The organism is Methylobacterium sp. 37f, assembly GCF_023093475.1.
Taxonomy (GTDB): Bacteria; Pseudomonadota; Alphaproteobacteria; order Rhizobiales; family Beijerinckiaceae; genus Methylobacterium.
The window spans coordinates 1-13,694 of sequence record NZ_JAGHKN010000005.1; the positions used below are offsets into that span (position 1 = coordinate 1).

14 protein-coding genes and 1 pseudogene are annotated in these 13,694 nt (G+C 70.5%); 7 read left to right on the forward strand and 8 right to left on the reverse strand.

Annotation, left to right across the window (positions count from 1 at the left end):
* A pseudogene (locus J7U37_RS04780) lies at positions 1 to 112 on the forward strand (IS630 family transposase); the annotation flags it as partial.
* Positions 113 to 124: 12 nt separating this feature from the next.
* Here the strand turns inward: J7U37_RS04780 and J7U37_RS04785 are convergent.
* The 3 genes from J7U37_RS04785 to J7U37_RS04795 form a co-directional block, all read right to left on the reverse strand.
* Positions 125 to 724: a hypothetical protein gene (locus J7U37_RS04785; protein WP_056179350.1), complete on the reverse strand. Its 600-nt coding sequence runs from the start codon at positions 722 to 724 to the stop codon at positions 125 to 127.
* A 39-nt stretch (positions 725 to 763) separates the two neighbouring features.
* Positions 764 to 1,936 (reverse strand): zinc-dependent alcohol dehydrogenase, encoded by a 1,173-nt coding sequence (locus J7U37_RS04790; protein WP_056179346.1) that lies wholly within the window; start codon positions 1,934 to 1,936, stop codon positions 764 to 766.
* Positions 1,937 to 2,009: 73 nt separating this feature from the next.
* Positions 2,010 to 3,005 carry a LysR family transcriptional regulator gene (locus J7U37_RS04795; RefSeq protein ID WP_247634985.1) on the reverse strand — a complete coding sequence of 332 codons (996 nt, stop codon included), beginning with the start codon at positions 3,003 to 3,005 and terminating at the stop codon, positions 2,010 to 2,012.
* Positions 3,006 to 3,204: 199 nt separating this feature from the next.
* On the opposite strand from J7U37_RS04795, the gene J7U37_RS04800 reads away from it, so the two are divergent.
* Entirely contained in the window at positions 3,205 to 3,651 is a 447-nt protein-coding gene (locus J7U37_RS04800) for a DMT family transporter (RefSeq protein WP_056179343.1), read from the forward strand.
* A gap of 40 nt (positions 3,652 to 3,691) precedes the next feature.
* Here the strand turns inward: J7U37_RS04800 and J7U37_RS04805 are convergent, their stop codons facing one another.
* The 3 genes from J7U37_RS04805 to J7U37_RS04815 are packed head-to-tail and all read right to left on the reverse strand — an operon-like array spanning position 3,692 to position 6,926.
* Positions 3,692 to 4,162, reverse strand: a complete 471-nt coding sequence (locus J7U37_RS04805) for a secondary thiamine-phosphate synthase enzyme YjbQ (RefSeq protein WP_056484035.1) — start codon at positions 4,160 to 4,162, stop codon at positions 3,692 to 3,694.
* Positions 4,159 to 5,883, reverse strand: coding sequence for a cisplatin damage response ATP-dependent DNA ligase (locus J7U37_RS04810; protein WP_247634986.1), 1,725 nt, complete (start codon positions 5,881 to 5,883; stop codon positions 4,159 to 4,161). Before J7U37_RS04810 ends, J7U37_RS04805 begins: the two co-directional genes overlap by 4 nt.
* Positions 5,880 to 6,926, reverse strand: a complete 1,047-nt coding sequence (locus tag J7U37_RS04815; protein ID WP_247634987.1) for a ligase-associated DNA damage response exonuclease — start codon at positions 6,924 to 6,926, stop codon at positions 5,880 to 5,882. The genes J7U37_RS04810 and J7U37_RS04815 overlap by 4 nt, the downstream gene beginning before the upstream one ends.
* 41 nt (positions 6,927 to 6,967) lie before the next feature.
* Here J7U37_RS04815 and J7U37_RS04820 point away from each other — a divergent pair, with 41 nt between their 5' ends.
* Both J7U37_RS04820 and J7U37_RS04825 read left to right on the forward strand, forming a co-directional pair.
* Positions 6,968 to 7,912: a methyltransferase domain-containing protein gene (locus J7U37_RS04820; protein WP_247634988.1), complete on the forward strand. Its 945-nt coding sequence runs from the start codon at positions 6,968 to 6,970 to the stop codon at positions 7,910 to 7,912.
* A gap of 261 nt (positions 7,913 to 8,173) precedes the next feature.
* Complete coding sequence (locus J7U37_RS04825) at positions 8,174 to 8,911, forward strand: YoaK family protein (protein ID WP_056179325.1); 738 nt, start codon at positions 8,174 to 8,176, stop codon at positions 8,909 to 8,911.
* A 34-nt stretch (positions 8,912 to 8,945) separates the two neighbouring features.
* On the opposite strand, the gene arfB is transcribed toward J7U37_RS04825, so the two are convergent.
* Together arfB and J7U37_RS04835 are read right to left on the reverse strand one after the other, a co-directional pair.
* Positions 8,946 to 9,368, reverse strand: a complete 423-nt coding sequence (gene arfB / locus J7U37_RS04830) for an alternative ribosome rescue aminoacyl-tRNA hydrolase ArfB (protein ID WP_247634989.1) — start codon at positions 9,366 to 9,368, stop codon at positions 8,946 to 8,948.
* Between the two features lie 39 nt (positions 9,369 to 9,407).
* Positions 9,408 to 9,704, reverse strand: coding sequence for a BolA family protein (locus J7U37_RS04835; protein ID WP_056484023.1), 297 nt, complete (start codon positions 9,702 to 9,704; stop codon positions 9,408 to 9,410).
* A 152-nt stretch (positions 9,705 to 9,856) separates the two neighbouring features.
* On the opposite strand from J7U37_RS04835, the gene J7U37_RS04840 reads away from it, so the two are divergent.
* The 3 genes from J7U37_RS04840 (at position 9,857) to cobT (ending at position 13,691) form a co-directional block, all read left to right on the forward strand.
* On the forward strand, positions 9,857 to 10,483 hold the full coding sequence (locus J7U37_RS04840) for a DnaJ domain-containing protein (protein WP_056179313.1): 627 nt from the start codon (positions 9,857 to 9,859) through the stop codon (positions 10,481 to 10,483).
* A 285-nt stretch (positions 10,484 to 10,768) separates the two neighbouring features.
* Positions 10,769 to 11,752, forward strand: coding sequence for a cobaltochelatase subunit CobS (cobS, locus tag J7U37_RS04845; RefSeq protein WP_056179310.1), 984 nt, complete (start codon positions 10,769 to 10,771; stop codon positions 11,750 to 11,752).
* Between the two features lie 37 nt (positions 11,753 to 11,789).
* The gene (gene cobT / locus J7U37_RS04850) at positions 11,790 to 13,691 is read left to right on the forward strand and encodes a cobaltochelatase subunit CobT (protein WP_247634990.1); all 1,902 of its coding nucleotides are present in this window, start codon (positions 11,790 to 11,792) and stop codon (positions 13,689 to 13,691) included.
* Positions 13,692 to 13,694 lie beyond the last annotated feature (3 nt).

The following is a 13,694-nucleotide window of genomic DNA, read 5'->3' on the forward strand; positions in this document are numbered from 1 at the left end:
GGCCGAGCGCACGGTCGATCGGCTCTGGACTGTCGTCGGCAATCTGCTCGACGCCTTCACCCCAACCGAGTGCGCAAACTACTTCGCTGCCGCCGGTTACGATCCGGAGTAGGTGGAAACCGCTCTAGCTCCACGCTCGCAGACTTTCCGGCGTGGTGAAGTCCCGGGGCCGGACGTCGCGGGCGGCGCCGCGCATCGCCGCGACACCCCTCGGAAAGCCGCTGCGGCTCCGGTAATCCGCCCGCACCGGCTCCGAGGGGGCCAGCGGCGCATCCGAGAGCGCCCGGGCGCAGAGCAGATCGACCACGCCGACGCCGGCCAGCGCACCGAGGGCGACGGCGGTGTTGGCGCGATGACGCGGATCGCCGGTGAGGCCCGGCAGCACGGTGGCGAGGTCGAGGCCGTCTCCGGCGACCCGAGCCCAGATCCAGGGCGTCGGATCGTGCGCGCCCAGGATGCCGGCGCCCTGGACGATCTCGCGGACACCGTAGGCCCGCACCAGGGCACCGGCGCGCGGCATGCCGAGCCAGCGGGCGATCGCGTCGCCGCAGGTGACCTCCGTGACCCCGAGGGCGAGCGAGAACCAGCCGAGGCCCCGCGCCACTTGGCGGGTGGACGGATCGGGCCGGCGGCGGCGGTCCGAGGACAGCCGGGCGGACGGGGCGTCGGCTCCCCCGCGTGCGCGGTGGGCGCTCGGCTCCTGACGGGACGCGGATGCGGGCATGCGGGCCTCCTGATTCGGTCTGGATACGGGAGCGGACGGTCAGGGCCGGAGCACGACCTTGATGCAGTTGTCCTTCTTGTCGCGGAAGGTCTTGTAGAGGTCCGGACCGTCCGCCAGTCCGCCCCGGTGGGTGATCACGAAGGACGGGTCGATCTGGCCATCGGCGATGCGGGCGACGAGATCGTCGGTCCAGCGGTTGACGTGGGTCTGCCCGGTGCGGAGCGTCAGCCCCTTGTTCATCAGGGCGCCCATCGGGATCTTGTCGACGAGCCCGCCATAGACGCCCGGAATCGAGAGGATGCCGGCCGGGCGACAGACATAGATCATCTCGCGCAGAACCGTGGCCCGGTCGCTCTCCAGCATCATGGCCTGTTTGACCCGGTCGTAGACTTGCTCCAGCGCCCGGGGGGCGTGCGCCTCCATGCCGACGGCGTCGATGCACTTCTCCGGGCCCTTGCCGGAGGTGAGCTGGTTCAGGCGCTCGACGGTGCTCTCGGTGCTGTTGTCGATGGTCACGGCGCCGCCGGCGCGAGCCATCTCCAGGCGCTCGGGCACCCGGTCGATGCACACCACCTGGCGGGCGCCGAGCAGGATCGCGGAGCGGATCGCCATCTGGCCGACGGGACCGGCGCCCCAGATCGCCACCGTGTCGGTGGGCTGGATGTCGGCCTGCACCGCCGCCTGCCAACCGGTCGGGAAGATGTCGCCGAGGAACAGGACCTGCTCGTCGGTGAGCCCGTCCGGCACCTTGATGTGGGTCTTGTCCGCGAAGGGCACGCGGACGTACTCGGCCTGCCCGCCCTGATAGCCGCCGGTGAGGTGGGTGTAGCCGAACAGCCCGGCGGTGGTGTGCCCGAACGCCTTGGCGGCGAGGTGCTTGTTGCGGTTCGAGCGCTCGCAGACCGAGAAGAAGCCACGTTTGCACTGGTCGCACTCGCCGCAGATGATGGTGAACGGGATCACCACCCGCTCGCCCTTGCGCAGGGTGCCGTTGACGCCCTTGCCGGTCTCGACCACCTCGCCCATGAACTCGTGGCCCATGACGTCGCCCTTCTCCATGCCGGGCATGAAGTGGTCGTAGAGGTGCAGGTCGGAGCCGCAGATGGCGCAGGCCGTGACCTTGATGATCGCATCCCGATCGTCCTCGATCCGCGGATCGGGTACAGATTCGCAGCGAATGTCCTGGGCGCCGTGCCAGACCAGAGCCTTCATCGCGTTCCTCCCATCGTCCGTGTTCCCATCGCCGATGCTGCGAGAACCGTGAATCCGGGCGTGGGTTCGGTGATCACGCGCTGACGGAGGTGGTGGCGTCCGCATCGGCAGGCGGAGAGTGCGCAGGGACCGGGTGCGCAGGGACCGAGTGCGCAGGGGCTAAGCGCTCAGGGGGAGAGCGTGACGGCAACCGGTCACGCTCCAGCCGCAGGAAGGCGATCAGGCGTTCCGCGAGATGCCCCGGTGGCCGGCTCGCCGGACGGATCAGCATCGTGTCGATCGGCAGGGCGGGCCGGAACGGCCGCAGCACGATCGGCAGGCCGGTGAGTTCGCGGGCCGGAAGGGGATCGACCACGGCGAGCCCCAGCCCCTCGGCGACGAGGCCGCAACGGGCCGCCGTATACTGGGCCATCAGGGTGAAGCGCGGGGTCAGGCCAGCGGCCGCGAACCGCGCCGCGACGGCCTCCTGGAACAGGCCGGGGCCGCCCGCGATCAGCGTCTCCCCGGCAAGGTCCGCGACCCCGATGCTGCGCTGGCGCGCCAAGGGGTGCGTGCGCGGGACGGCGCAGACCGCGTCGACCGTGAGAAACGACTCGCTGATCACGCCGGCATAACCGGAACGAGGCCGGGTGAGCCCGAGATCGCATTGGCCGGAGGCGGTCCACGCCCAGATCGTTTCGGGGCTCGGGACATGGACGGAGACGCGCACGCCCGGATGCTCGGCGACGAGGCGGCGGATCGCCCGCGGCAGCAGCCGTGAGGCGAGGGAGGGCTGACAGGCGATCCTGAGCGGGCCGGTGCCGAGTTCTCGGATCTGGCGGGCCGTGGCAGCGAGATGGTCGAGCCCCGCATAGGTTCTCTCGACCTCGCGGGCGAAGGCTTCGCCTTCCGGCGTCGGACGGGCACTGCCATGGCCTCGCACGAACAGGGACAGCCCGAGTTCAGCCTCGAGCTGCGCCATGGCGCGGCTGACATGGGGCTGGCCGATGCCCAGGATCGCGGCGGCCCGCGTCATGCCGCCATGGCGCATCACGGCGCGGAAGAGATCGAGATGGGCGGGATTGATCATGCCATTTGGATCATTCCGGCCGGATTATACCGGCCGGATTATGCTGGTTGGACCCTTCCAGCCGCGACATGCCTGATCGGAATGGAAACGAGCGAACTCGTCATTTGACGGCATGGCTTGGCGGTGGTTGTCAAGGCGCCCCAGCCAGCCGATCCCGAACGGGCTCGCGGCACCATGTCCCCCAGAAGGTCACGGGCCCATGCTCAACCTCGTGCTTCCCCTCGCCCTCTCGATCATGGCGGGCGCCAGCATCGTGGTGCAGCAGGCGTTGATCGCGAACCTGCGGATCGCCCTGAACTCCTCGGCCTGGGCCGGGTTCGCGAGCTACTTCGTGGGGCTGCTGTCGATGGTGGTGCTGGCCCTGGCCCTGCGCGATCCGCTGCCGGCGGCGGGCCTGGCGGCGCGCATTCCCTGGTGGGCCTGGAGCGGCGGGTTCTTCGGCGCGGTCTTCATCGCCCTGGCCACCATCCTGGTGCCGCAGCTCGGTGCCGCCACCTTCCTGGCGCTGCTGGTCACCGGACAGATGCTCGCCTCGGTGGCGTTCGACCATTTCGGCTGGCTCGGCCTCGCTCAGCGCGCCCTCGACGGGCCGCGCATGATCGGGGTGGCGCTCCTGATCGGCGGGGTGATCCTGATCCGGCGATGACCGAACCGGCGATGACCCAACCGGCGAGCGGCGCCGGCGATCACGCCCCGAGCGCCTGCAGCACGATCTCGCGCCGGTGCGGCCGGTCGCGGTGCTCGACGAGGTAGATCCCCTGCCACGTCCCCAGCGCGAGGCGGCCGCCCGCCACCGGGATCGACAGGCTCGAATCCGTCACCATCGTGCGGATATGGGCCGGCATGTCGTCCGGCCCCTCGGCACCGTGGACGTAGCCGGCATGGCGGGGGGCGAGGCCGTCGAGGGCGGTCAGGAGGTCGGTCTGTACGTCCGGGTCGGCGTTCTCCTGGATCGTCAGGGAGGCCGAGGTGTGCCGGCAGAACACCGTGACGAGGCCGTCCGCGATCCCGCCCTGCGCCAGGAACGCCGCCACCGCCCGGGTGATGTCGGTGAAGCCCTGGCCCGGGGTCGAGACCGTGATCGTGGCGCCGGCCTGACGCGTCGCCGCACCGCTGGCGAACCCCTGCACCGCGCTGATTTTTCCCGTCGGCCTCATCCTTGCGCCTCCGTCAGGGTTTCGCCCGGCGCGATCTCGCGCTCGCCGCGGGCCAGGATGGTCTCCAGGGCGTCGATCCGGTCGGCCTCCGCCGCCGGCTTGTCCCAGCGGATGCGGGCCACCCGGGGAAACCGCATGGCGACGCCGGACTTGTGCCGGGTCGAGCGCTGGACGCCCTCGAAGGCGATCTCCAGCACGAGGCCGTGGTCGAGGCCGTAGGACACCTCGCGCACCGGGCCGAAGCGCTTGGTGGTGTTGTTGCGGACGTAGCGGTCGAGCTTGGCGAGTTCGGCATCGGTGAAGCCGTGATAGGCCTTGCCGACCGGCACGAGTTCGGGCGTGCCGTCCTCGCGGTCGCGCCAGACGCCGAAGGTGTAGTCGGAATAGAACGACGAGCGCTTTCCGTGCCCGCGCTGGGCGTACATCATCACGGTGTCGACGCGGAACGGCTCGCGCTTCCACTTCCACCACGGCCCCTTGGGCCGGCCCGGCAGATAGACGCTGTCGCGGGCTTTCAGCATGACGCCCTCGATGGCGTCGGCATCCTCGCCGGCGCCGACAGCGGCCGGATCGGCGCGCGCGGCGGCCAGCTCGTTCCAGGTGGTGAAGGGCACCAGGGGCGAGAGGTCGATGCGGGCGTGGTCGAGGGCGGCGACGAACGCCTCGAGCCGCTGCCGGCGCGCTTCGAAGGGCAGTGGGCGCAAATCCTCGCCCTCCGCCTGCATCAGGTCGTAGGCGCGGACATGGGCGGGAAACTCCTCCAGCAGCTTCGGCGTCACGGCCTTTCGGTTCAGGCGCTGCTGCAGCACGTTGAAACTCTGCACGCGCTCCTCGCGCAGGATCAGCAATTCGCCGTCGATGGCGCCCGAGAAGGTGATGGCCTCGGCCAGATCCGGGAAGGCGCCGGAGATGTCCTCGCCGGTGCGGGAATAGATCCGCGCCACCTGCACCCCGGCCTCGTCCCGTCCGCCGACGAGCTGGACCCGGATGCCGTCCCATTTCCACTCGCCGGAGAACGCCGCCGGATCGAGTTTTTCGAAATCCGCCTCCTCGTCGATCGGGTGCGAGAGCATCGGCGGCCGGAACGGGGCCGGGTTGAGGGTGGTGGGACGCTCGGCCCGGCCCTCGACCCAGGCGAACAGGGTGGCGTAGGGAGGCTCGAGCCCGTGCCAGACCTCCTCGACCGCATCGGCCTCGTGGCCGCCGAGCGCCCCGATGGCGGTCTTGGCGAGGCGGGCCGAGACGCCGACCCGGAGCGCGCCGGTGATCAGCTTCAGGAGCGCCCAGCGCCCCGTCTCGTCGAGGGCATCGAGCCACGCGGCGATCCGGGCGGGCAGGTCCGCCTTCTTCACGGTGCCGAGGGTCTCCACCACCTCGGCGAGGGTGGGCACGTGCGGGGGCGGGTTGTTGTGGCCGGGGCCGATGACCGGCTCGCCATCCTGGGCCAGGGGTGCCGGCCAGATCAGCGCCGTGGTCTCGGCGAGATCGCCGACGTAGTTGTGCGAGAGCCCGAACAGCACCGGATCGACGCGGGCCTCCACCAGCCCCCGGATCATCGCGGGCTTGGCCTCGCGAAAGCTCAGGCCGCCGGTCATCGCCGCCAGGGCGTAGCCGCGCTCCGGGTCCGGGGCATGGGCGAAGTAATCCTGCAGTAGGCGCAGCTTGGCGTTGCGGCGCGGCTCGTAGGCGAGGCGGTCGAGGAGATGGGCGAAGTCGTTCATGCCACGGCCTCCTCGGTTGCGGCGGTCGGCTCGGACTCGCCGTCGTCGCCGTAGCCGAGCAGGTGCAGGGGCTTGGCCTTGATGCCTTGCGTCCCGCACCAATGCACCAGGGCGTCCTCCTGCCCGTGGGTGACCCAGACCTCGCCGGCCCCGGTCTCCCGGATCGTGCGGCACAGGTCCGGCCAGTCGGAATGGTCGGAGATGCAGAGCGGGAGTTCGACGCCCTTCTGGCGCGCCCGGGCCCGCACCCGCATCCAGCCGGAGGCGAACGCCGTGACGGGGTCGGGGAATTTTCTCGACCATACGTCCTGAATCGAGGAGGGCGGGCACAGCACGATGGCGCCGTGCAGCTTGCCGCGCTCGGTGGCCACCACCTTGGGGGTCTCGCCCAGCGCAATCCCCTCCTGCTTGTAGAGCTCGGTCAGCTTTTCCATGGCGCCGTGCAGGTAGATCGGCCGGTCGTAGCCGGCCTCCCGCAGCAGGGCCATCACCCTCTGCGCCTTGCCGAGCGCGTAGGCGCCGACGATGTGGGCGCGCTCGGGAAACAGGGCCACCGAATCGATGAGCTTGCGCACCTCGTCGCGGGTGTCCGGCATCCGGAACACCGGCAGGCCGAAGGTCGCCTCGGTGATGAAGACATCGCAGGGCACCACCTCGAACGGCAGGCAGGTCGGATCGTAGGCGCGCTTGTAATCGCCCGAGACCACCACCCGCACGCCCTGCGCCTCGATCGCGATCTGGGCCGAGCCGAGCACGTGCCCGGCGGGGGCGAAGCGCACGGTGACGTCGCCGATGCGGATCGCCTCGCCCAGGGGCGCCTCCTGCCGGCTCTCGCAAAAATCGGCTCCGTAGCGCACCGCCATGATGCGCAGGGTCTCGGGCGTCGCCATCACCCGGCCGTGACCCGCCCGGGCATGGTCGGCATGGCCGTGGGTGATGAGGGCGCGGGGCACCGGCCAGGTCGGGTCGACGTGGAAGCCACCGAGGGGGCAGTACAGCCCCTCCCGGGTCAGGGTGAGAAGATCGCTGGCGCTGAATGTCATCGGCGCGGCATATAGGGCGCCCGAGGCCCACGCGCAGCCACATGTCCCGCACGATCACCTCCGGCGACCTCCTCGCCGACCGGCGCTACGCCTATGCCCAGGCCTGCCTCGACGAGGGCGACCCCGACGCCGCCGCCGAGATGGCCGAGCAATGCCTGGAGATCGCGCCCCGCTTCGCCCCGGCCTGGTTCCTCCTCGGCCGCGCCCGCGAGGCCCGCCACGGCCGGACCGGTCGGCCCGACGACCATCATGCCGCCCTGCGCGCCTACGCCAATGCGCTGGAGATCGACCCCGACGACGCGCAAGGCGCGCGCATCGCCCTGGTGCGGATCGGCGCGGGCGCGGCCCTCACGGCGATCTCGCCGGGCTACGTGCGGGCGCTGTTCGACGCCTATGCCCCGCGCTTCGACCGCCACCTCGTCGGCGGCCTGGCCTATCGCGGGCCGGACCTGCTGGTGGAGGCCCTCGATGCGCTGGTGGGGAGCGGCACGCCGCTCGGCCGGGTGATCGATCTCGGTTGCGGCACCGGGCTCGTCGGCGCCGCCCTCGGCCACCGGCCGACCCATCTCACCGGGATCGACCTGTCGCCCCGGATGCTGGCCGAGGCCGCCCGGCGCGGCGGCTATCACCGGCTGGTGGAGGGTGAACTCGTCGCCGCCCTGGCGGCCGAAGCGGCCGGCAGCGCCGATTGCGTCACCGCGGCCGACGTCCTGATCTATGTCGGCGACATGGTCGGGATGCTGGCCGGCGCCGCACGGGTTCTGCGGCCGGGCGGGCACCTCGCCTTCACGGTCCAGTCCCACCCCGGCGACGGATGGGTGCTCGGGCCGGATGCCCGCTACGCCCATGGGGACCCCCTGGTGCGGGACACCCTGACGCGTTCCGGCTTCACGCCGGAGACCCTCGCGCCTGCCGTGATCCGCCGCGAGAACGGGGCCGACGTGGCGGGCCGGATCGTGGTGGCGCGTCGTGATGGCACGTCGTGAGGGCATGTCGTGAGGGCACGGCCTGCGCGGCGATCACGATCCCGTTGCGCCCCTTGAACCCGGGCGGGCAACACGGTTGAACCAAAACTCAGCGTCGCTGTTGCCAGCCGGGACCCGGGCGCTTCAGGCGCACCGGGCCCCGTCAGCGTCGCGCCGCCCCTGACGGCATCATCGGCTTGCCTCGGTGCTGTCCCGACCGCCCTTCGCCGACTGTGTCGCCCCGCGCAGACCGGCACGCCCCACAAGCACATTGGAGATCTCATGGCAGAGCCGCAGAACAAGTCGTTTCCGGCGAGCGCCGCGACGCGGATTCCCTTCGCGCTGGCGCTCTCGGCGGTGGCGGGCTGCGCCGATTCCATCGGCTTCCTCGAATTCTCGCAGCTGTTCATGTCGTTCATGAGCGGGAACACGACGCGCTTCGGCGTGTCGGTGAGCCGGTTCGACTGGGAGAGCACCTCGCGGGTCGCCTCCGTCATCGTGCTGTTCTGCTTCGGCGCCTTTGCCGGAACCTTGATCGCCGCCTGGGTCGGGCGCTGGCGCCTGTCGGTGCTGCTCCTGCTGCAATCCGTCCTGCTCACCATCGGCCTGATCGTCCCGCACGGGACCTTCGCGTTCCCGCTCCACGCCTATCCCATCGTGATCGCGCTCGGCCTTCAGAACGCGACCCTGCAGGACGAGGGCGGGCGCAGCCTCGCGCTCACCTACGTGACCGGTGCGGTGGTGCGGTTCGGAACCGGCCTCGCGAACCTGCTCCTCGGCACGGTGGCGCCCTCGTTCTGGATCCAGGCGCCGCTCTGGGCGGCGCTCAGCACCGGCGCGGTCATCGGCGGCTTCCTGCAGATGCGTTACGGCGAGGACGCCTTCCTGTTTCCCGCGGCCGTCTCGGCCCTCCTGGCGATCATCGCCCTCGGGTTGACCATCGCCAAGCCCGGCAGCGCCTATGTCAGCGGCGAGGTCGAGACGCACCCGCCGGACGGCACGGCGGCGGTCCGGCCCTGATCGGCGCCGCCCGCGTCGGGGCGGTCCCACCGCCCTAATCGGCACCCCCGCTCCCGCGCAGGCGCTTGGTCGCGCTCCGCTTCAACTTGTCGTCGAGGCGGCGCTTCTTCGAGGCGAGAGTCGGCCGCGTGGCGCGGCGCGGCGTCGGCGGCACCGCCGCCTCGGCCACGAGTTCGGCCAGCCGCTCGCGGGCGTCGGCCCGGTTGCGATCCTGGGTCCGGAAGCGCTGGGCGCTGATCACGATGACGCCGTCCACCGTGAGGCGCCGGCCGGCCAGCCGCATCAGCCGCACCGCCACGGCGTCGGGCAGGGAGGCCGAACGCCGGGCGTCGAAGCGCAGCTGCACGGCGGTGGAAAGTTTGTTGACGTTCTGGCCGCCGGGACCGGAGGCGCGCACGAACGTCTCCTCGAGTTCCGCCTCGTCGATGGCGATATGGGGCGTGCAATGCAGGGCCAAGGCGGCGTCTCGTCTCTCGCTCGGGGCGTCGTTGCGCGATCAGGCCGCCTCGGCAGGGGTGCGGGCGCGCACCGCCAGGGCGTGAAGACCGCGCTTGAAGGCCGGATCGAGGGCCGCATTGACGATCCTGTGCCGGTCCACCCGGCTCTTGCCCTCGAACGCCGCCGCCACGACATCCAATCGGAAATGCGTCTCGCCCTCGGGCCGGGCGCCCATATGCCCCGCATGCAGGTGGGATTCATCGATGACCTGCAGGGCCACCGGGGCCAGCTCGGCCTGCAGCGTCTCGGTGATCCACGCCTTCAGGGTGGGGATTGCGGTCGCGTTTTCAGTCATGGCGGGTGGTTCCCTCGTTCGTTCCCGAGCGTTACGTCATGGGTCGCCGGAGCCTCGGCGACCCGCGTTCCGCGTCAACCCCCGACAGCCGCATGCGGCATCAGGCCCGCCGCTCTTGTGTCTCGGACCCACCCCCTCATAATCGCCCCATCATGGATCTCAACTCGCCCCTGTTCGACAGCATCCGCATCAAGCCGTCCTGCGATGAGCCGAAGACGGCTGCGACCCAGACCTGCGAGACCCCGGGGTGCAAGAATCCGGGCCTCTATCGCGCGCCCAAGGGGCGCAAGGCCGAAGGGCAGTACTGGCGCTTCTGCATGGACCACGTGCGCGCCTACAACGCCACCTACAACTACTTCGACGGCATGAACGACGCCGCCGTGCAGGCCTTCCAGAAGGACGCGATCATCGGGCATCGCCCGACCTGGGCGATGGGGGTGAACCCCGCCACCGCCGGCGAGAAGGGCAAGGCCGCCCCGAAGCGCGACTGGGCCTATGTCGATCCGCTGGACATCCTGCGCGCCGAGGGCGTCGGCGAGACCGCCCGGCGCAAGGCCGCGCCCGAGCCGCGCCGGCCCCGGCACTCGGCCGCCACCCTGAAGGCGCTGGACGTGCTCGGCCTCGACGAGAACGCGGATTCGGCGGCCATCAAGGCCCAGTACAAGACCCTGGTGAAGCGTTTCCACCCGGACGCCAATGGCGGCGACCGCTCGTTCGAGGAGCGGTTGCGGGACATCATCCGGGCGCACGATGCGCTTCGGGCCGCGGGACTCTGCTGAGGCGTTCCCCCGCCCGCGCCGGCGACGTTCCGGAGCCCCGAACCGACCCGGCCGAAGAGTTCCGGCACGATCGATGCACGTTTTCCGGGGCTCCCCTGCTCAAGGTGGGCGGCAATTGCCGCGCGAGGCCCTATATCGTGCGGAGTCACCCCTTGGCGTCGCCCGGCGCCGACCTTTAGATGGCGGTCGCGCGCGGCTCGGTTCCCGAGCCGTCAGACCCCGAAGCCCGAACAGCCTGCGTGTTCCGCGCCCGAAGCCCGGCGCCCGCGCCCCGACGAGGTCCTTATGCTCTCTGACGTCACGCCCGCCTCGCTGCCCGACCGGAAAGTCTCCGTGCGCGAGGCCTTCGGCATCGACCTCGATCTCATGGTGCCGGCCTTCTCGCAGCGCGAGGAGCACGTGCCCGATCTCGACCCGGACTACATCTTCGACCGCGAGACCACCCTGGCGATCCTCGCCGGCTTCGCCCGCAACCGGCGCGTCATGGTCACCGGCTATCACGGGACCGGCAAGTCGACCCATATCGAGCAGGTCGCCGCGCGCCTGAACTGGCCCTGCATCCGGATCAACCTCGACAGCCACGTCTCGCGCATCGACCTCGTCGGCAAGGACGCGATCGTGCTGAAGGACGGCAAGCAGGTCACCGCCTTCCAGGACGGCATCCTGCCCTGGGCGCTCCAGAACAACGTCGCGCTGGTGTTCGACGAGTACGATGCCGGCCGCCCGGACGTGATGTTCGTGATCCAGCGCGTGCTGGAGCTGTCGGGCCGCCTGACACTTCTCGACCAGAAGCGGGTGATCAGCCCTCACCCGGCCTTCCGCCTGTTCGCCACCGCCAACACCGTCGGCCTCGGCGACACCTCGGGCCTCTATCACGGCACGCAGCAGATCAATCAGGGCCAGATGGATCGCTGGTCCATCGTCACCACCCTGAACTACCTGGCCCATGACCGCGAGGTCGACATCGTGCTGTCGAAGGCGGCGCACTATCAGCGCGACGGCGGTCGCGACATCGTCAACCGCATGGTGCGGGTCGCCGACCTGACCCGCAACGCGTTCATGAACGGCGATCTCTCCACCGTCATGAGCCCCCGCACGGTGATCACCTGGGCCGAGAACGCCGACATCTTCCAGGATATCGGCTTCGCCTTCCGGGTGACCTTCCTCAACAAGTGCGACGAGCTCGAGCGCACCCTGGTGGCCGAGTTCTACCAGCGCGCCTTCGGCAAGGATCTGCCCGAGAGCGCGTCGAACGTCGCCCTGAGCTAGTCTCCGTCCCGCTCCTTCGAGGATACCATCGACCCGCATGTCGATCTCCAACCGCAAAGCCGGCGACCGGCGCGAGCCCGTCGCCGAACCGCTCAAGCGCTCGGTGGCAGGCTGCCTGCGCGCCATCGCCAAGCGCTCCGAGATCGAGGTGGTCTATGCCAGCGACCGCCCGGCCCTGACCGGCGACAAGGCGCGCCTGCCGGAGCCGCCGCGCAAGCTGACGCCGGAGGACGTGGCGATCCTGCGCGGCAACGCCGACTCCATGGCGCTTCGCCTCGGCTGTCACGACGTCGCCGTCCACCGCCGGCTGGCGCCCGAGAACGCCGGCGCCCGCGCGGTGTTCGATGCCGTCGAGCAGGCCCGGGTCGAGGCCATCGGCTCGCGCCGGATGTCCGGCGTCGCCTCGAACCTCTCGGCGATGCTGGAGGACCGCTACCATCGCGGCGGCAAGTACGAGGACATCACCGACCGCGCCGATGCGCCGATGGAGGATGCCGTCGCCCTGATGGTGCGCGAGCGCCTGACCGGCGCCGCCCCCCCGGCCGCGGCCCGGAAGATCGTCGATCTCTGGCGCTCGCATATCGAGGAGAAGGCCGGCCCGAACCTCGACGGGTTGATCGGTTCGATCGAGAACCAGCGCGCCTTCGCCCGCTCGGTGCGCGACCTCCTCAGCTCCCTCGACATGGCGGACGAGACCCCGTTCGATCCCGAGGACGACGACAACGAGGACGAGAACGAGTCGCAGGACGACGAGCAGACTCCCAGCGAGGGGGAGGCCGAGGAGCAGTCGCAGGGCGACCGCTCCGAGATGGAGACCTCGCAGGAGGCCTCCGACGAGTTGCAGGAGGGGGCCACCGAGGCCGCCGACGCTCCGTCCGGCGAACTGCCCGACGAGGCCGAGAACGCCGAATCCGACGAAGCCTCCGAAGCCTGGCGGCCGCCGTCGCAGCGGGCCAACGAGCCGCGCGGACCCGAGTACAAGGTCTTCAATCCACGCTTCGACGAGATCATCCACGCGGAGGATCTCTGCGACGTCGAGGAGCTGGCGCGCCTGCGCACCTATCTCGACAAGCAGCTCGCCCATCTCCAGGGCGTGGTCGGACGCCTGGCGAACCGCCTGCAGCGGCGCCTGCTGGCGCAGCAGAACCGGGCCTGGGACTTCGACCTTGAGGAAGGCCAGCTCGATCCGGCCCGTCTCGTGCGCGTGGTCACCGATCCCTACCAGCCGCTCTCGTTCAAGCGCGAGAAGGACACCAATTTCCGCGATACCGTCGTGACCCTCCTGCTGGACAATTCCGGCTCGATGCGCGGGCGTCCGATCACCGTGGCGGCGACCTGCGCCGACATCCTGGCCCGCACGCTGGAGCGCTGCGGCGTCAAGGTCGAGATCCTGGGCTTCACCACTCGGGCCTGGAAGGGTGGGCAATCGCGCGAGGCGTGGCTGGCCGGTGGCAAGCCGAACGCGCCGGGACGTCTGAACGACCTGCGCCACATCGTCTACAAGAGCGCCGACGCCCCGTGGCGCCGGGCGCGCAAGAACCTCGGGCTGATGATGCGCGAGGGGCTGCTGAAGGAGAACATCGACGGCGAGGCCCTGGACTGGGCGCACAAGCGGCTCCTGGCCCGCCCGGAGCAGCGCAAGATCCTGATGGTGATCTCGGACGGCGCGCCGGTCGACGATTCGACCCTCTCGGTCAATCCGGGCAATTATCTCGAGCGCCACCTGCGCTGGATGATCGAGGACATCGAGACCCGCTCGCCGGTGGAGCTGCTCGCCATCGGCATCGGCCACGACGTGACACGCTATTACCGCCGCGCGGTCACCATCATCGACGCCGAGGAACTCGGCGGCGCGATGACGGAAAAGCTCGCCGAACTCTTCGAGGAGGATTCGGGCGGCGCGGCTCCAACCAAGCGGGCGGCCGGCGGGCGCCGCTAGGCT